Raw genomic sequence first — 18891 nt, forward strand, 5'->3', positions numbered from 1 at the left:
CAATATTTTGCAGCATTATTTTTTTGCAGAACAAATAATTCCGGGAAACAATACACTGATTAATAAATAAAAAAGAACAAAATATAATCCGGGTTTAAGTGATAATACAATGTCAGATGCAGATTTTCAGAATTTAAAAAGAACAATACAGAAACTGCTGAATATACAGTGCGGAAGTTACAAAGAAGATTATATTAAAAGAAGGGTTCTCTCAAGAATGAGAATTACCGGAAAAACAGAATACAGCGATTATAACAAAATACTGCTCTCAGATCAGAAAGAACAGGAACTCCTAAGAAATGCCCTGACAATAAACGTCACAAAATTCTGGCGTGACAGGGAGGTTTTTGACCTCCTCAAAAGTGACATAATTCCGGGGATCATAAACAAAAAAGGAAGAATCAGAATCTGGAGTGCAGGGTGCGCAACCGGAGAAGAACCCTATACTCTTGCAATAATTCTGTATGATCTAACAAGACTGAAACCTGACACACAGATAACCATCTTTGCAAGTGATCTTGACAGAGAGGCCCTGAATAAAGCAAAAACAGGAATATATGATAAAAGATCACTTGAAAACCTCAGTGAAGGACAGTTAAGAAGGCATTTTTCTGAAATGCCTGACGGGAAATTTGAGATAAAAAAACATATCAAAGATATGATCAGGTTTTCACAGCATGATCTGATGAGCGGAAAACCGGTCAGCAATTACCTTGATATGATTCTCTGCCGGAATGTTACCATATATTTCACTGAAAAACAGAAAAACGACCTTGCAAGAATGTTTCATCCGGCACTTGTCCAGAATGGCTTTTATGTTATGGGCAAAACCGAATTTCTCGGCCGTGAAGTTGAGGAATATTATGAACCACATGACGCACTCCAGAAAGTGTTCATTAAAAAATAAGAGACAATCTCCTGTTTTGGGCAAAAAACAAAATAATACTCAAAGGATTTTGGTATGAAAAGATATGATTGATTATTTTAAATCCTGATTATCTTTGGACATATCCATCTTTGATAATTTTTTCATCAGATCTTTTTTTGTATTTACACTCTGAATCTCTTTTCTTATAAGTACAAAATTAATTCCCAGTACCAGAATAATCAGTGTAAGACCAATACCCAGCAAAAAACCCTGTGTAGTAAAAAAGAGAGTAATCAATAGTACAACAAAGGATATCAGATAAAAAATAATCCATGTGCGAACCTCTGTCGTATTCATACCTCTATTTCACACTTAAAATATATAAATGTTTAAGAAGTAAACCACTTGTGAAATAATCACATATGAATTTTTTTACACCACTATTCTCTTATTCCACCCGTATTCTCTTATCCCGGCAAATTATTACAGATACAGGATAGCCAACCATTCCGGTTAAAAATCCGGTCAACTCAGGGATAAACCTGCATATTACAGCAATAGATCTGCCAAACCAGATATATTGCAAGTTATGATAAATGAAAAAATTATATTAGCTATTCGCAACAGATAATCCCTGTGGATAAAAGGGACATAATCACCTTTCTTGTTGCCATAGGAATCGTTGCCGGAATTGCAGTGATAATAAATCCGCCGGACTTTGGCAATGAAGATGGAAACAACTCAATATCGGGCGCTGCCGCAGGCGGAGACATATGCACTGATTCATCATGCTGCACGGCCGGCCCGCACTATACATACAGCACAACCCCATTAGAACCACCATTCAGAATATTTTACAACTATGATCTGGACTCAATATATTCTCCGGGTCCCTCAGGATATCCAAGGCTGCACCTTCCAAAAAACCAGTACCTGCCTGAAAGTGAAATATTCACTCCGGAACATACCAAATACCATTTTTTCTCCGATATGGACAGATATCTCTCATCAGATCTCTTCTCTTCTTCAATCTGGGGCAGTAAAAATATGGACGTAAAAGAATTTGCATACATGGATGGAAACTACAGTGGCTATTCAGAGATCTTTGGAGTCCCTTATAACCTCTGGCGGATAAATTCAAAGATGACCCCTGCCAGTGGCCAAAGCCTGCTTTACTCCTCATTCCAGTGGATTTTAGTTGATGCGTCAACAGGGGACATAGTAACCGGAGGCAATATCTTATACAATGGAAGCATAGTCAGAAAAGTTGAATCCGGAGACCGGAAATATTACTTCATAATAGAGGCTGAAAATATTTTAAACTTTGAACTAGACCTTGAAACTCCTGAAACCTCTTATTATCAGCAGCAGATCCAGCCGGAGATGTATAATATTAAGGATATGCTCAGCACAATGGAATAAATATCATTTTATCTTAAAATAAAAAATAGGAACCTCTCAGGTTCAGAAATATTATCCTGTCAGGGCTTCAATCCAGTGCCTCAGAAAATTCTGTAGCAAGGTTTCCCATCAGCCTGTTAAGCCCGGAATACTGCACCTTCATTCCTGTAATTTCGCCCTGCATATCAAAGGGCACTTCATTCATATTTATGCCGTTTAAGCGTGTAATTGCGGAATTCAACTTATTCCTTGCAGAAGCAAGAGCCGAATCTGCGGTTTTAATCTCCATCTCCCAGTTATACTTCTCATACGTGGACGCATAATAATCCGCATTATTATAATGCTCTATAACATTTGAGAGATCCATCAGAGAAGAGATCAGTTCCAGATTGGCGCATGAAATGGCCCTCATTGCATAAATATCTTTAGTCTCTTCAAAATTTTCAGGATTTAACAGCGAAAGCGAATCAAACACTATCTTAAAATCCACCTCAGCAGAAGAGAGCTTAGAACGGATGTTCACCGGATTTTCACTATTCCAGTTGATTGAAAAGATCTTCTCAGAACCCTGATCAATTAAATCCTCTGCCTCTTTAAAGGTAATTGCATCCTCAGCATTCTGTGCTGTGCATCCGCCGGCAAACACAGACATTACAATAACCAACGATAATATGCCAAACGCCTTAAAATAAAATCTGTTTTTATCCATCCTGATTAAATCTCCGGTTGAAAAGATTCAGACCTTTTCAATTGTAATCTTTATCCTGTCACCCTGCTTAAATCCATGACCCTTGGGAACATCAATATTATACCAGAGGCCATCGGGATTGCCCTCATCAGCTACAGCCTCATCCTGATTTGTGCTCTGGTTCATAAGGCAGTCCTTCTTCTCATTGATATTTGCAATAAACTCAACAGGAGAGATGAATTCAATAATTTTCTCACTCATATAAATAACTGCATTAAACAGCTTAATTAATCTAACGAAAAAAAACAGAGAAGAGTAACCTTAAGCAGCTCTTGCTTTGACACACCAGGTTGTACTATTGGAATAACTCCAGCGTGATATTTCAAGTTCATCACAGATGTCAGCAAGGATTGCCATATTTGTACCTACTTCTTTTGGGGAGAGACCCAGCTCTTTTGCAATATATTTTGATTTAAAATACTGTTTCCCTTTAACAAGTCCGGATTTCAGATATATCACAATCTTGCCCTGAGTCAAAGTATATCTCTCTTTGATGTCATCCTTTTTACTCATAAATCCCCCTCCCTGATAACTAATAAACAGTGTATATATTTAAACATTTCTGAATTATTCCGGTTCATTCCAATTCTGACAGATAATAAACCTTAGTTCCTAAGAAAACAGATTTAAATTTATTATGCACGAAATCTAATATGTGCATTAATATCCTAAAAATAAAATCACAGTATAAATGGATCAGATAAGGTCTTCAACCCCAAATTCTCCAATCTTCTCAATAAGTTTGCCAATTACAACTTCCTTCATACCTTCAACAAACTTAATCGAACCGACTACAAGGTGGCCTCCGCCATTGACACCACCGCCAACGATCTCCTCACGAAGTTCACGAACCATCTGCGGAATGTTCATCTTAACACCGCGTGACCGTATAACAACAAAATCAGGCCCTACACCAAGTGTAACTACCGGTTTGCCAACATTTCTCTTGCAGAGAATGTCATGAATTTCACCTGATGTCTTTCCGGGCGGCGGGAATGTAAACCTGTGCGCATATATCTCAACATCGATCATAAAGAGATTTGCAGAATTTACAAGAACCCTCTCCTCAACATGAGGCATTGAAGTCTCTAACTGTTCATTAATTGCAAGATTTGCTTCCTGAACAAGGAGTGAGACCAGTTTTTTGTGCCTGCCGGAATTTCCATTGACATTGAGTATGTCCTTTACAATTTCTCTTCCGTCATTAAATCTGAGCCAGAACTGCTCATAATCAAGTGCCAGTGCAATATTCTTACATTCATCTTCAGAATAAGAATCTGCAATGAGATCAAGATACATCTGCCTCTCCGGCGCTTCACTTCTGTCACCCACAGCAGCCACGGCAGGGAAATGCCTGATATCAGATTCAACAGGCGGATGGATCATTCTTGCCAGTTCAGCACCAAGCATACCCGCAGTAACCCCGAAATCCCCGCCGACAAGGTACGGATTTACATGAGCCTCAAGATACGCATCTGTAGATTCATCAGGGTGATGGTGATCTACAACAACAATCGGTATATCATAAACTTTGGCCATCCTGTATGAAGCTTCATCCTCTTCAGTAGAACCGTTATCCATCATAACAATGAGCGGAAACTTCTGCCCGTACTTTACATTGTCCTTTAAGGCGTAATCGAGATCCCTTGTAACATCCTCAATCTCATAAAATGGTGCCTTGGACGGTGCTCTCTTAAAGAGATGGGCTTCACTGTCAAGATCTCCTCCATTATCCTTTATGAGCATTGTTACTGCCCTCTCAACCGAAACTGCGGCCGCGATACCATCTGCATCAGCATGATGCCTGAGAATTATCGGCTGATTGGTGAAGATTGCCTTTCGGATATAATATGCGACCTTCTGCATATCAGGCTTAAGCTTCTCAAGAATATCACTCTCAATCATGAAGGGGATGTCATCCGGACGTGACCTCTCATCAATTGCATCCTGAATCCTCTTTTTAACGGTCAGGATTTCATCATCTGAAAGAGCAGACATATCACTGATCTCAAGCTGGATCTGCCCGTTTCTCATCATGATCTCTCCGCTGACACGGACAAAATCACCCAGTTCAATATCGGGGTAGGCTCTCTTTCCGGCTTCAACGAAACCTGCACCACTCTCAGTACCTGAATCATCGACAAGGGTAAAGATTGTCGGGCCTGAAGTCTGCTTAATCTGTGCTATTTCAACTTCGAGGGTTACATTTCTGCCCACTTTCTTCTTTAAGTCCTTCAGTTTTGTCTGGGACCTGGAACAGTTTACAGCTTCAATCTCGTACTCTTCCGGAATAACCTCTTCAAGGTCAATATTGCCGTTATCTCTGATATTTTTCACTCTGACAAAGAGGAATTCACCCTCATTGTGCTCTGACTTCACATTGCTTATATGAACAAGCCCTTTTATGCTGTTATTTAAATAGACAAATGTTCCGAATTTTGCAAAACCCTGAACTCTGACTTCATAAATATTTCCGGACCTGATGTCTTCAAGCTCGCAGCCTGAACCCAGTCTGTAAACAGTTACTTTATTATTTTCCATATTTTACTTCCTAATGTTATTTTTATGCCCGATTGGCAGAAATTGCTGTAATATCCAAATAATTACAGCAGACATATTCAGTACATCTTCTTTGCCTGAGCAAAAAGGATCATCCGGTATATCCTGCAATTCTATAACCAACCTGGTTTTTACTGATAAATAATGATATTCTTATAGAGATATCAACATCCGCCCCCGGCATATTTGTGCACCCGCGTAAAATGAGCAACAGGCCGGAATCCGGATACATATGATAAATTACAGACAATTATTTTGCCTGAAAATCTATAATATTACCTATGCCGGTCAAAGATCTTTAACATTCCTGTTCTTTGCCAGAGCTAAAAGACGGCACTCCCCGTCCCTTCTGCCTTTTGCAATAATAATATCTCCGGCTTTGAGTATATCATTCTTTCCGGGCCTGTATTTCCAGTTTCCGTTGCTGTTTATTGCAAGTACTACCATTCCTGTAACAGTACCAAGCGATGCCTTTTTTAATGTTTTACCAACAAGAGGGGACTTTTTATTCACATCAATTTTAGTGATGATCTCATCAGACTCACGGACAATCTTTTTAAATACAGGAGGAATCTCAATATCACGGATAATTACATCGACAATTGATTTTGCGGCATTACTGATACTCTCCGCAAAGGCTGACATATACAGAAGGCCTCTTAAATACTCCACATTAGATATTCTTTTTGAAGCCTCCAACACCCATAAATCAAGTTTATAGCTCATATCATCCATTCTTGAATCAAGTGACACCACCTCATCCGCAACTTCACGGCTGTCAAACATAAGTGATGAATATGCAAGCCCTACTGCAAGCTCACTAAGATTCTTCATTTCAATTATGAGTGAGACTGCACGGTCAAGATCAGAGACAACAGCATCTGAAAGCTCATCTTCAGCGGCCCTGACCTCATTTCCTGTCATATCGCTCAGAAGATCAATTCCGGCTTCAAGACCTTTTGCAATCAGAATATCGCCATTAAGAATCCGTGTTTTACGGTCAGGATCATAGATCCACGAGACATCCCTTCTTATAGCAATAATCCTCATTCCGGTAGTGCTCTGAAGTTTCTGCTTTCCAAGGGTTTTGCCGTCAATTTGACTGCTCTTCTGAACCCTCATATGCACAGTAACTTCCTCAGCTTCAGGAAGGGCCTGTTTTAATTTAGCCGGAAATTTTACATCCTTAAGAATCTTTTTTGCAATGTCAGAGGCAGAATTAGAGATGATCTCAGCAGACTCTGCAACCTGAAGCATCCCGCTCATAGATTCTGCCTCTTCAATGCGCCTTGCACCGAGAATGCTCTGAATACGTGCCTGATAGACAAGCTGATTCATACTCTCTTCAAGATTTAAAACCTCACGTGCGATCTCCTTGTTCTCAAAAAGAATTGCGGAATAAGCAAGATCAACCATAAGTTCAGCAATATCCTTCATTTCAATAAGGACATCCTTTAAACTGACAGGCTGATATTCTAGTTCGGTCATCTGTTATAATCCTTTAAAATAATGAAGTTATTGATTATTTATATTATATGCTCTACAGAAGTAAATTAATAACGCTTACAAGCATGGTTGCACCGGCAAGATCAATAAAACTGGTGATGACAGGAATACCAAAATTGTCCGGGTCAAAACCTCTCTTAAATGAGAATACTGCTGTTGCATAGCCGATTATATTTACAAAAGTAACCACAATCAGCCCTGCAATAAGGCTAATTTCAATAATAACCAAAAGTCCGGGTGAATCCATCGAGAAGAAGATGGCCGAACAGTGGGCGATTACAGCCATTAAGGGCAGCAGTATTACTGCATATAAATAGGTTACAGAGAAATAACCGAATATCTCTCTTCCGGGCTTTAGATTATACGGAATTTCTCCCATATGCATTCCGGTGGCAAGCCTTGAGCATAAAATTCCGCCAATTGAACCACAACCACCTGTAAAAGGCGGAATTAATACCAGAAAAACAGAGAAGGTTATCAGTTCCTCCATATCCACTGCATAGGTAATCCCCGCAAAAGTCCCGACAACAGACAGAACAGCAAGTAACGGGAGAATCTCCCTTGTAATCTCAGCTATATCCACACTATTTTTAAAGGCCATATAAAGGCATAACAGCGAGATCAGAAGAACCACAATTCCGGCAATATACTTCACTTCAGCCGGAAGCGAGATGACAAGTATTGCCGTCATCATAAGCGCAGGCAGGGTTATGATGTCCCCTGAAGTGGTGACTGCCGGAGATGCAATCATATCAAGATCAATCTCTCTTTTATAACTCACAATTGTGATCAATATTGAAATTCCGGTTACTAAAAGCCCGGATAAAATTCCGGATATGACAGATATTAAAATAAAATCCAGCAGAGTTATACCTGCCAGTCCAAAGAAGGCAGTGATCACATATGCAATAATTCCAAGCAGAAATGCAATTACTGTTGTAACATAAATGGAAGCACGGACATTATAACCAAGCACACTCGATTTGGAGAAATCGATCTCAAACTCCCCAAGGTGCATTGAAGAGGCAAGCCTTGAGGTTAAGACACCCGTAACACTGCCCCGCATATTGATGGAGGGCGGAACCAGAACGATGAGGCCCGGAATTAAGGCAAGAAGCTCCCTAACCGAGCCTAAATAAACGCCTGCGGCAGTAGCTGCAAATGCAGTTATAAGCAATGCCAGGAGACCTGTCAGAATCATCCTGCAATATCCAGAGTCTACTGCCGTACGGAGATTCATCACCTTCACCTGTCATCATATTCACCTGAAAGGCAGTTCAGTCATATCCAGATCGTCCGGAGAGATTATAGTGCCGCCATAGTATTTTTCTGCATCCTGTATATGGGTTGTTGTTTTGGTATATCGTGAACTGATATGAATTAGTGCCAGCATCCGTGCAGAGATTGCTGTGGCAACCTCCGCAGCCTCACCGGCTGTGGAATGAAATACCTCCGCAGCCCTCTTCCTCTCAGAATCGTCATAGGTTGCATCGTGAATGAGCAGATCAGCATCCCTGGCCCATGTTATCCATTCGCCATCTAACTGCGGCCTTGTATCTCCGGAATAGACGACTTTTCTTCCGGAACGCGCAGGCCCCATTACATCCTCAGGGCGTACAACTCTGACTTCCCCGTCAGGAAGCTCAGCTTCAACATCCTCCCCCCTCTGAAGCCTTCCAAAGAGAGGACCGGGCCTGACACCAAGCTCAATGGCCTTCTCACGGTCAAATTTTCCGGGGCGCATATCCTCTTCAAGAATATATCCAAGACCTGGCATCCCGTGATCTGACGAATAGGCACGCACAGTATAACCGTCAAAGGGCACAACAGAACCATGCCTCAGCTCTGACGGGATTATCCTGAAATTCAGTCTTGTCTTTGATATCTTTTCAACGTAGTCAATAAATTCATATATCCAGGACGGCCCGTACACCGTCAGGGGGTTTTCCCGCCCGTTAAAAGACATCGTCTGCACAAGCCCGCAGACACCAAGATAATGATCGGCATGCCAGTGTGAGATGAAGACTGCATCAACAGTAAAACCTGTCCTTGCCCTCATCATCTGCTGCTGAGCACCCTCACCGCAGTCAAATAACAGAGTGTCAGAACCGCGTCTTATCATATAACAGGCAGGATTTTTGTTGGTTGTCGGAAGTGCACCCGCAGTGCCTAAGAAATATACCTGAAGTGTCTCACCCGCTATAATGCATTCCTCCTGATAAATTCAAGGCTCTTCTCTGCCTCATCAATATTTCTCCCTTCTACAACACATATTCCCCTGTAATCTGATCTCTTTATCGCAGAGAATACATCGTCCCAGTGTATAGTTCCGTCTCCGACTGCCTTATGCTCATCACTCTTCCCGTTATTGTCGTGAATATGCAGATGTGAGATCCTGCTGAGATCTTTCAGGAAACCGTTCAGTGTTCCGGTGGTATTTGCATGGCCGCAGTCAAGGGTTATACCAATGCCTTCGATTCCTTCGGTCATGCCGAATATCTCATCCGGAAATCTGCACAGAAAGTCAGGAATGTCCGGCATATTTTCAAGACATACCAGTACCCCGCAGTCCGATGCAGTTTTGCCAATCTCTCTGAGAGCTTCTTTATGAAGGTCCCATACCTTTCCGGGGAGAAGTTTTGCAGCCGGGGACATATATCCGGGGTGGATGGTCACCCGGTCGGTAAAATCAGCAGCATTTGTCACACATGCCTGCAGCTGACGGATCGACTCATGGTATATCGGATAATTCAGAGAGGCGAGATTTAAGTCTGAAAAGGGCGCATGGACAGATACTGACAGATTCGTATTGCCGAGTGTCTCAGCGATCCTCTCCTTTGATTCCCTGACATCAAGCCTGTAATTGCCTTCAGCCGAGATCTCCCATCCGTCATATCCTTTATCCTCAATGCCGTATATCCACTCTATAGCAGACCAGATCTTACCTGAAGATGCAAAATAAACAGGATTTTTCATACCCTGCTCCGGATATTCTTTATGGTGAGTATGACTTTTTCAGAGAAATCATCAAGCGAACCTTCATTTTCAATCCGGAAATCTGCCATCTTAAATGCCCTGCCAAGTCCCCATCCGGTCTCTCTTTCGTCACGTCTCCTGAGAGATTCTTCATCAGCTGTATCATCTGATCTGCCTCTTGTACCCATCCTCTTAAGCCTTGATTCAAATGAGCTTTCAATGGAGACAAGACAGAAATTATCGAAGTGATCCCTGTACAGTTCCACCTCGGAATCACCCCTTATGCCGTCAACAACCACAAGGTCGCTATCTTTATCTTCGATATCCGGAATAGTCAGTTTTGCAAGGCCGTCCATTCCAAGACCGGCGCGGAGATGCCTGGACATCTCCCCCATATTCAGGTCTGTCCGTTTAAGCCCGGCATCATCAAGAGCCTTTCGTACTACATCACCCATCACAACGACAGGTATGTCCATCTTTGTTGCAATATTTGAAAATTCCCCTTTACCGCTTCCGGGAAGGCCAACAACTCCTATGACTATCATATCAAACATCCTGTAATTTTAAAAACTCAATTTATTAAAAATCCAATATTATTATTAATTTAAGCATTTATGATATTATTGGATATTCGGTAGTTTTGACTGTGCTCCGATACCGGATGAATGCCGGTTCTGATATTGGCAGATCCGGCTGTACCTATGACTGTCTCCGGCTGCCTGTCCTGACATTGTATCATTGTATTAATGCCGGTTCTGACAGTATCAGGTATTTCAGGAAAATATCCGGAGAACATAATATTGACAGATCTCAGGCCGAAATCAGATCAGAGCACCATTCGGCAGATTTTTGCTGCATCAATAACTCCTCCTTGCCTGAAGGATATCAGTCAGCGGGATTGAATCTGCAATAAGTATCCTGCCGTTTTCATAGGCAATCTCACCGTCTTCCCTCGTCTGAATCCGGACCCTTCTCCTCATCTTATCGCCAATCCTCTTTAAGTCCTCAAACATTAGAGGCGGAATCCTGCCTTCAATCCCCTGCTGAAGCACTATATCAATATCATCATCGACTTCCCTGGCAATATATACTGCATCATCCTCACGCCCCGGAAAGAGCGTCACAGCAATTTCAAGTTTTGAGAGTTTTTCCGAATGATAAGCATCTTTGCAGAATTCAAATGACTCCTTTATCTTCCCGACCACATCGCAGTCCACCTTTAAGAGAAGCGGATAATGCTCCCATCTTGTTTTAATATCCAGATGGACAAGATCAAGAAGTCCGGCATCAGTCATCTCCTTTAGGGTATCAGGATAGCCGCCATTGGTCTGGATACCGACCTTCAGACCCATCTTCCGGCATCCCTTTGCCATCTCCATCAGTGCATCCTTCTGCATTGTCGGTTCTCCGCCTGAGAAGATAACACCTGATATAACCAGTGAGGACTCTTTTATCATTTCAAGGATCTCCTTTGTGTCCCTGAAATCCTGCCCGGACTGTATTTCCCTGTTATGACAGTAGTGGCATCTCACCTGACATCCTCTGAGGAATACCACACATACTGACTTACCACGCCAGTCAACTGTACTTAATGGAACAAATCCGCCAAAATTTACCTTCAAAAAAAATCACCAGTCTGAATAATTTTTTATCTGATGAAGCATGAAAGTTTCAGTATGATCCCATACAGATTATGACCGGAGTCATACGGAAATAACAGCAGTTTGCCGGCAATACAGCAATTGAATCAGATAATCAGGATAATATGAATCAGATCAGTTATCCGGACAGAAAATATAATGATTATAATGATGACACCAAAAACCGCAATATCACTGACCTCCTATTCAGAGGAGAACCTAAAGACTGCACAACATGCAGATTATATTGAAATAAGACTGGATTTATGCGATAAAAGAGAAAGAGAGGATTTCATAGCTTATTTTTCAGATGACAATAATAAGCACAATGCTCCGGTCATCGCAACTGTCAGAAGTATAAAGGAAGGCGGAAAATTCTCAGGCAGTAAGAGAGACTGGCTGGATCTTGTCATGCCATGGGCAGATATTGCAGACTATACTGACATTGAAAGGGATTACTCGGAATATGCCGGAGAGTTACGTAAAAAATCAGGGATTATATCCTCAGTGCATCTCAGTTACATGCCTGGTGATGATGAACTAAAGGAGACAGATGATGAACTCAGAAATTACGGCGACCTGCCAAAGATCGTAGTCACACCGGGCAGCACAGATGACATCCTGAAGCTGGCAGAGTTTACACTAAGCTGTAAAAAATCCAGAAAACCGATTATTACCAGCATTATGGGGAGTGAATACTACTGGGCAAGGGTGATTATGCCGCTGTTTGGATCAGAATGTGTGTACTGTCACTGTGGTGAGGCTGCGGCAGAAGGGCAGTATGAACTTGATGTAATGAATGAGATATTTGCCCTAATCTGTGGCCGGCAGACATAATATTAATTTCAGACTGAAATCAAAAAAATCAGATTATACTTTTTTCCGGGCAACAAATTATATATAATCACATTCCGATTAACAGTTAATCCAAAAAAACCGGGGAAATTTGCGGCGAAAAAAACCGGCAGTTACAGACAATAATGTACAGTAATCTGATATATACAGGACTCTGACGATTTAAAAATTTAAATTCAATAAAATTCCGGTGCAGAATCAACAGATTCCATAGTTACAGTTACATTTTAGCTTAAATCAGATAATTCCCCGCCAAAGATACTTTTTGGGGAAATATGATCTGGGACAAAGTATAAATATCATTGGCACTAACCAATGGTGAAGATAAATTGCAGAGGTAATTATTATGACATATTCACATTCACCAGAACTTACAGTAAAAGAAGCTGCACATGAGGACGCAGGACGCGGAATTGCAAGAGTCAGCATAGATATAATGCAGGCACTTGACCTCAGAAGCGGCGATGTAATTGAGATTTCCGGAAAGAATAAAGCAGCCGCAATGGTCTGGCCCGGATTTAACCAGGATACAGGGCGGGGCGTAATCCGGATAGACGGAAATCTCAGAAGTAACATCCAGACCGGAATTGACGAGAAGGTAACCATAAAAAAGGTAGATGCAAAGTACGCTGAGAAGATTGTAATTCAGCCAACCCATCCTGTGGCGCTCAGGGGCGGCGAGCAGTATATGACAAGGCTTCTTGCCGGCAGACCTGTGTACCAGGGACAGGTATTCCGTGTAAACATCATGGGCAATGCCCTGACATTTGTCATATCAAAGATCAAACCAGGCGGGGTTGCAATTGTAGGGCCGGATACGGTAGTAGAGATAAAGGAGACCCCTTACGAACCAAAGGAAGGTGAGAGCAAAAAGGATGTTCCCGATGTCCATTACGAGGATATAGGCGGACTTGGCAGAGAACTGGATCAGGTGCGTGAGATGATTGAACTTCCGCTCAGGCATCCTGAAATCTTTGAAAGGCTTGGCATAGAACCGCCAAAGGGAGTTCTGCTCTACGGCCCGCCGGGTACAGGAAAGACCCTGATTGCAAAAGCGGTGGCAAACGAAGTTGATGCAAACTTCATAACACTCTCAGGCCCGGAGATTATGAGCAAATACTACGGGGAGAGTGAAGGCAAATTAAGGGAAGTCTTTGAATCAGCACAGGAAAATGCCCCCACAATCATCTTTATTGATGAGATCGACTCTATTGCTCCAAAGAGGGAAGAGACAAAGGGCGAAGTTGAGCGTAGAGTTGTTGCACAGCTCCTTGCCTTAATGGACGGCCTTAAGGGCAGAGGTGAGGTAATTGTCATCGCTGCAACAAACCTTCCCGACAGTATAGATCCTGCACTGAGGCGCGGCGGCAGATTTGACCGTGAAATTGAGATTGGAATTCCGGACAGAAAGGGCAGGCTTGAGATCTTTCAGGTGCACACAAGAGGCGTACCGCTTGACCTTTCCGACATTGAAGTCTCAAAGGAAGAGAGTGAGGAACTCTCAAAGACCTTTGCAGAATACGGAGAGGAAGAAGGAAAAAAGTTTGAGAATGAGATTAAAAGAAAGAAATTCCTTGAACCGTTCTCAGGTGTCACTCACGGTTTTGTGGGCGCAGACGTATCACTACTGGTAAAGGAAGCGGCAATGCACGCCCTGAGGGAAGAACTGAAATCCCTTAAAACCGGAGAAGACATACCGATTGAAATTGTTGAGAAACTGAAGGTCACAAGGGCTGACTTTGATGAAGCCTTAAAACATGTCGAACCCTCGGCAATGCGTGAGGTTTTAGTTGAGATACCCAATGTATCGTGGGAGGACATAGGCGGACTTGAAGAGGTCAAGGCAGAACTTACAGAGGCGGTGGAATGGCCGCTGAAGTACCCTGAAATCTTTGAGAAGTTCACAACCAGACCACCAAGCGGCATACTGCTCTTTGGCCCGCCCGGAACAGGAAAGACAATGCTTGCAAAGGCAATTGCAAACAAGAGTGAATCAAACTTCATATCTGTCAAAGGTCCTGAACTGCTCTCAAAATGGGTCGGCGAATCTGAGAAGGGTGTCAGGGACATATTCAGAAAGGCAAGGCAGGCATCACCATCCATCATATTCTTTGATGAAATTGATGCCCTGCTTCCGAAGAGAGGTTCGTACCAGGGTTCATCCCACGTTACAGAGAGCGTCGTAAGCCAGATACTGACCGAACTTGACGGCCTTGAGGAATTAAAGGACGTTATCATCCTTGGAGCGACAAACCGTCCCGATATGCTTGATGAGGCACTGATGAGGCCCGGAAGGCTTGACAGGGTCATATATGTGCCCCCGCCGGACACTGAAGGAAGAAAGAAGATATTTGAAGTATATCTCAACGATGCTGATGAACTCCTGGCAACTGACATCGGCGTGGATGACCTTGTGGATAAGACAGAGGGATTTGTCGGCGCAGACATTGAGATGGTCGTCAGAGAGGCAAAACTTGGTGCAATGCGTGAGTTTATCACCACGATGGCAGAAAGAACAGATGAAGAGAAGACCGATGCACTTGCCAATGTGAGACTTACAAAGAAGCACTTTGAAAATGCTCTTAAGAGAGTGAAAGGGACACTGGACAAGGATTCAGTTGAAGAGTATGAGAGAAAAGCCTGGCCTGTAATATACGGCTATGATGAGAGAAAAGAACTTGAAAACGCAGCATCATTACTGAAGAGATCAGAATACGGAGATAAATCAGATGAGATCACAGCAGTCTCCGGAGAACTCTCAAAGATGGTCTATGCGCCAAAGAAAGATTTCAGTGAGATAAAAAAACTCGCAGAAAAACTTGAAGAGCTGCTTGAAAACCGGTAAACCGGAATCTGGTAATGGAGGTGTTTTAACATGCCCGGAGAAGATGACGAGAACAGAGACGAAATATACAAATTCATCAGAGACACCATTGAATCAGCGATTAAAAGCGGAAAAATGCCGTCAAAGGTAGGCTTTTCCATAACTATCACCGGCGGAAATCTGCCTGAGGAGATAGAAAATCCGGGAGAAGAATCCGGTGAAGACTCCAAAAACAACAGAAATCACGATTCACCGGCAAAGATGCTTTCAGAACAGAAAAGAGGTTTTCACACGGAAGTCCATAAAAACGGCGATGAAATTATTGTATATGCTGAAATTCCCGGAGCAGACAATTCAAACACCGCCGTATCACTGGACGGTGAAAATATGATAATCACCTCCCTGCCGGAAGAGACAAAGTATCAGGAAATTGTCAAAATCCCGCCACTTAAGAAGGAGACATTAAAATTCCGTTCGAGAAACGGAGTTTTAGAATTATCAGCCATACTTGAGTGATAATTCAGAAGACATACCTTTTTTTGCACACTTACATGCACCTGCCCGGACATCTGTCAGACTGCTCCGGTATGAACCTTTACGGATAAATTTAATAGACTCCGGTTCAATAAAGATTTGAATTTGAAATTGTCCGGAGGAAAAGAATATGATAACACTTGAAAATTATCTTGACTCGGCAGAGGTTGCAGAGGACTTAAAAGAATTAATAGTTCTGATCTCAAAGCAGGCGCTTCCGATCAGAAATGCATTTATTGAAAACCAGTCTTACGCAGGCACAGAGAATAAATCAGGGGAAATTCAGGCAGAACTTGATGTCTGGTCTGATGAGCACCTGATAAATGTCTTAAGAAAATCCTCCCTTGTAAGAGAGCTTGCCTCAGAAGAACAGCCTGAGGTACTGAAATTTGACAATGCAAAAGCTGATTATGCCGTTGTTATGGACCCGCTTGACGGTTCGTCACTGATACAGGTCAATTTGTGTGTAGGGACAATTATTGGCATATATGACAACGGAAGAGCACTGAACCGGGGTGAGGAGTTAACGGCTGCCATGTATATGCTGTACGGCCCTATGAACGTGCTTGTCCTTACGGTTGGAAAAGGAGTCTATGTCTTTGCAATGGATGGGGAAAATAGATATAAAATGCTTGACGGCCCTGTTAAAATGCCGGAAGGCAAAATTTACGGCAGCGGTGCACTTCGTAAGGAATGGACACTGAAGCATAAGAGATTTATTGAGGAGATCGAAGAGGACGGTGGGAAACTCAGATATTCAGGTTCATTTGTTGCAGACTTCCACCAGATACTCAGATACGGCGGTGTTTACTGCTATCCGGGCACTGATAAAAAGCCTGAAGGAAAACTCAGGCTTGTATTTGAGGCAAATCCAATTGGTTTTATTGCAAAACAGGCAGGCGGAGCAATATCTGACGGAAGTACAAATTTACTGACAGTAAAACCAAAAAAAGCAGATCATAAAACACCCATATATGTTGGCAGTGCCGGATTGATCAGCAAGCTTGAATCCATGTAATCCGGAGGTTTAAGATGAACAGAAAACCGGATCATGGAAATTATTAATTATTATACAGCCGTATATAAAGGAAGATGGTAAACAGCATTGTATTGCCCATAAAAAAAGTCTATGCCCTGACAGAATCCAGAATTACTGTTGAGATTAAAGATGACGGACGGAAACTAAAGGGAGTATTAGCCGCCGTTGATGAGCATCTCAACATCCAGATGGATCAGGCAACTGAATACACTAATGATGTAAGGGGCAGAAATCTTGGTACAGTTGTTATCAGGGGCAGCAACATTTTAACAATTGCTCCTGAAATCTAAGTGATGGAAGGGTTGCCAATTGGAAATTGAAGATCAGGCATTAAAGCTTATTGTGGATAGCCCTGAGGGCGTGCTCCAGAGTGAGTTATGGAAACTGCTTAAGATAGACAGCAGAAAATGCTCAAGAGTAGTTAAAAAACTGCTGGACGGCGAAAAGATCGAAAGACTTGAACATAAATCAGACGGAATTAAAACATTCCGTCTGAGGCAGAAGAAGAAAATTTTAAATCCTGACCTTATAATGGCCGGCGGAGAACTTCTCCCATGTATAGGCTGTGAAGAGGAATGCAGTTTTGAGGAATGCCCTTACCTCATGGACTGGATGTACCAGCTTGCTATTGAGGGTTATCAGGAAACTTCTGAATAATATAAATAACTTTTTTTAATAGTTCATCCTAATAGATTTTTATTGAGGGGTATATCTGAATTTGGGGATGCGAATTCCAAAGTAATGGCCAATATACTGCTGGTTTTAATTACAATTATCCTTGCAGCTCTTGTACTGTTAATGATTCCTGAGCTTGATTTTTATCAGCCGGAGGATGAACCACCTGTAATATTTGAAATTATGGTAATATATTCAGAAGAACCTGATTACGACAGCAGGATTATTCTGAGAAATACCGGGATAAATATGTATGAGAACAGGCTACTGTCTGCTGAGATACACTTAAGCCGTGGAGATAAGGTCTGTCAGGTAGAGACCTTTAACGGGCATGATTTCATACCGACACACCATTTCGGAGTGCAGACAATGGGAGGTTCGGGATGCTGTGATAATTACTGGTGCACACGGGAGAAAATTGCACTGGATCTCTCAGATAAAAGCATCCGTACCGGAGATGTAGTCGAAATCGAATTTTATTCCGGAGAAAGCACTGACGTTATATCAAGAGATACATATACTCTGAACTGAAACTGCCACATTGCTCCTGTAATAATATCACTCATCTGTCGGCATTTCCGCCTTCAAGCAGATTATGGATGAAATATCAGGATCTCTGATGATAATGTTTCATGAAAATCTGTAATGACAGTTTATTCCGGCCGGCCTGAACTGATATAATCAAAGCAGCTTTTGGCACATATCCGGGCAAGGCGGAGAGGTTCAGGTATTCTTCCCTGAAGGGTCATAATGTTGCATATCATGGCGGCATCTCTTATATCCACACCTGATGTCCGGATAAAAACCCTGTAGCCGGTCTTCAGATCAATTGGTGTTCTTCTGCCAAGTCGTTCATATTCAGCCATTCTCTTACTGTCACCCGGAAAATGCCGCTCAATATCCCCGGCAAGTCCTTCAGAATCCTCATATGTCACTGCAATTACCGGCAGTCCGGTCTTTTCAGCAAGGTCGTCCGGATTTATGATATTGAACCACGAGACCACAGTTCCGGACAGCATTATGCAGTTAATATCACCTCGTTTCAGAGAGAAGAAGAGACCGGCTGCAGAATCTGTTGCATCATAGCCGCCCACCGTTATACTGCCGTAGCAGATCCCGTCCACAATGAGATCCCTTCTCATAACAATGCCGCAGGCAATAGATCTGCCCGCGCCCCTCACTGTGCTTTCAGCAACACCAAGAATTCTTATGCCGGATTTCGCAGTATTCATGAAAGGTCTTATAAAATGAGATTATTAAATAATT

Annotated in this window: 21 protein-coding genes; 9 read left to right on the forward strand and 12 right to left on the reverse strand. The window is 42.3% G+C overall.

What is annotated here, in order from left to right; translation table 11 throughout:
- The first annotated feature begins 109 nt into the window (after positions 1-109).
- A complete protein-coding gene (locus L6E24_RS02010) occupies positions 110-907 on the forward strand; it encodes a CheR family methyltransferase (RefSeq protein WP_257743065.1) in 798 nt (265 codons plus the stop codon).
- A gap of 72 nt (positions 908-979) precedes the next feature.
- On the opposite strand, the gene L6E24_RS02015 is transcribed toward L6E24_RS02010, so the two are convergent.
- Positions 980-1132 carry a hypothetical protein gene (locus L6E24_RS02015; RefSeq protein ID WP_257743066.1) on the reverse strand — a complete coding sequence of 51 codons (153 nt, stop codon included), beginning with the start codon at positions 1130-1132 and terminating at the stop codon, positions 980-982.
- Between the two features lie 372 nt (positions 1133-1504).
- On the opposite strand from L6E24_RS02015, the gene L6E24_RS02020 reads away from it, so the two are divergent.
- Positions 1505-2290, forward strand: a complete 786-nt coding sequence (locus tag L6E24_RS02020; protein WP_257743067.1) for a hypothetical protein — start codon at positions 1505-1507, stop codon at positions 2288-2290.
- Positions 2291-2357: 67 nt separating this feature from the next.
- Here L6E24_RS02020 and L6E24_RS02025 read toward each other — a convergent pair whose 3' ends face one another.
- The 10 genes from L6E24_RS02025 to L6E24_RS02070 form a co-directional block, all read right to left on the reverse strand.
- Positions 2358-2978 carry a hypothetical protein gene (locus L6E24_RS02025; protein ID WP_257743068.1) on the reverse strand — a complete coding sequence of 207 codons (621 nt, stop codon included), beginning with the start codon at positions 2976-2978 and terminating at the stop codon, positions 2358-2360.
- A gap of 27 nt (positions 2979-3005) precedes the next feature.
- On the reverse strand, positions 3006-3218 hold the full coding sequence (locus L6E24_RS02030; RefSeq protein ID WP_257743069.1) for a hypothetical protein: 213 nt from the start codon (positions 3216-3218) through the stop codon (positions 3006-3008).
- Positions 3219-3278: 60 nt separating this feature from the next.
- Positions 3279-3530 carry a DUF7123 family protein gene (locus L6E24_RS02035; RefSeq protein ID WP_257743070.1) on the reverse strand — a complete coding sequence of 84 codons (252 nt, stop codon included), beginning with the start codon at positions 3528-3530 and terminating at the stop codon, positions 3279-3281.
- A 183-nt stretch (positions 3531-3713) separates the two neighbouring features.
- Positions 3714-5558: a DHH family phosphoesterase gene (locus tag L6E24_RS02040; RefSeq protein WP_257743071.1), complete on the reverse strand. Its 1845-nt coding sequence runs from the start codon at positions 5556-5558 to the stop codon at positions 3714-3716.
- Positions 5559-5864: 306 nt separating this feature from the next.
- A complete protein-coding gene (locus L6E24_RS02045) occupies positions 5865-7064 on the reverse strand; it encodes a potassium channel family protein (RefSeq protein ID WP_257743072.1) in 1200 nt (399 codons plus the stop codon).
- A 52-nt stretch (positions 7065-7116) separates the two neighbouring features.
- Positions 7117-8283, reverse strand: a complete 1167-nt coding sequence (locus L6E24_RS02050) for a magnesium transporter (RefSeq protein WP_257743073.1) — start codon at positions 8281-8283, stop codon at positions 7117-7119.
- Positions 8284-8343: 60 nt separating this feature from the next.
- Positions 8344-9285 (reverse strand): ribonuclease Z, encoded by a 942-nt coding sequence (gene rnz, locus L6E24_RS02055; protein ID WP_257744062.1) that lies wholly within the window; start codon positions 9283-9285, stop codon positions 8344-8346.
- Positions 9282-10058, reverse strand: coding sequence for a sugar phosphate isomerase/epimerase family protein (locus tag L6E24_RS02060; RefSeq protein WP_257743074.1), 777 nt, complete (start codon positions 10056-10058; stop codon positions 9282-9284). Before L6E24_RS02060 ends, rnz begins: the two co-directional genes overlap by 4 nt.
- Positions 10055-10603, reverse strand: coding sequence for an AAA family ATPase (locus L6E24_RS02065; protein WP_257743075.1), 549 nt, complete (start codon positions 10601-10603; stop codon positions 10055-10057). The genes L6E24_RS02060 and L6E24_RS02065 overlap by 4 nt, the downstream gene beginning before the upstream one ends.
- A 312-nt stretch (positions 10604-10915) precedes the next feature.
- A complete protein-coding gene (locus L6E24_RS02070; RefSeq protein ID WP_257743076.1) occupies positions 10916-11680 on the reverse strand; it encodes an anaerobic ribonucleoside-triphosphate reductase activating protein in 765 nt (254 codons plus the stop codon).
- 177 nt (positions 11681-11857) lie between these two features.
- On the opposite strand from L6E24_RS02070, the gene L6E24_RS02075 reads away from it, so the two are divergent.
- The 7 genes from L6E24_RS02075 to L6E24_RS02105 all read left to right on the forward strand — a co-directional run bounded on the left by L6E24_RS02075 (position 11858) and on the right by L6E24_RS02105 (position 18156).
- Positions 11858-12535 carry a type I 3-dehydroquinate dehydratase gene (locus L6E24_RS02075; protein WP_257743077.1) on the forward strand — a complete coding sequence of 226 codons (678 nt, stop codon included), beginning with the start codon at positions 11858-11860 and terminating at the stop codon, positions 12533-12535.
- 364 nt (positions 12536-12899) lie between these two features.
- On the forward strand, positions 12900-15398 hold the full coding sequence (locus tag L6E24_RS02080) for a CDC48 family AAA ATPase (RefSeq protein WP_257743078.1): 2499 nt from the start codon (positions 12900-12902) through the stop codon (positions 15396-15398).
- A gap of 30 nt (positions 15399-15428) precedes the next feature.
- A complete protein-coding gene (locus L6E24_RS02085) occupies positions 15429-15893 on the forward strand; it encodes a hypothetical protein (RefSeq protein WP_257743079.1) in 465 nt (154 codons plus the stop codon).
- 148 nt (positions 15894-16041) lie between these two features.
- Positions 16042-16929 carry a class 1 fructose-bisphosphatase gene (locus L6E24_RS02090; RefSeq protein WP_257743080.1) on the forward strand — a complete coding sequence of 296 codons (888 nt, stop codon included), beginning with the start codon at positions 16042-16044 and terminating at the stop codon, positions 16927-16929.
- A gap of 74 nt (positions 16930-17003) precedes the next feature.
- Entirely contained in the window at positions 17004-17240 is a 237-nt protein-coding gene (locus L6E24_RS02095) for an LSM domain-containing protein (protein ID WP_257743081.1), read from the forward strand.
- Between the two features lie 19 nt (positions 17241-17259).
- Positions 17260-17607, forward strand: a complete 348-nt coding sequence (locus L6E24_RS02100; protein ID WP_257743082.1) for a helix-turn-helix domain-containing protein — start codon at positions 17260-17262, stop codon at positions 17605-17607.
- Positions 17608-17691: 84 nt separating this feature from the next.
- Positions 17692-18156, forward strand: a complete 465-nt coding sequence (locus tag L6E24_RS02105) for a hypothetical protein (RefSeq protein ID WP_257743083.1) — start codon at positions 17692-17694, stop codon at positions 18154-18156.
- Between the two features lie 122 nt (positions 18157-18278).
- Here L6E24_RS02105 and L6E24_RS02110 read toward each other — a convergent pair whose 3' ends face one another.
- Positions 18279-18857 (reverse strand): endonuclease dU, encoded by a 579-nt coding sequence (locus tag L6E24_RS02110; protein ID WP_257743084.1) that lies wholly within the window; start codon positions 18855-18857, stop codon positions 18279-18281.
- Between the last annotated feature and the right edge of the window lie 34 nt (positions 18858-18891).

This window comes from Methanoplanus endosymbiosus (genome assembly GCF_024662215.1).
Taxonomy (GTDB): domain Archaea; phylum Halobacteriota; class Methanomicrobia; order Methanomicrobiales; family Methanomicrobiaceae; genus Methanoplanus; species Methanoplanus endosymbiosus.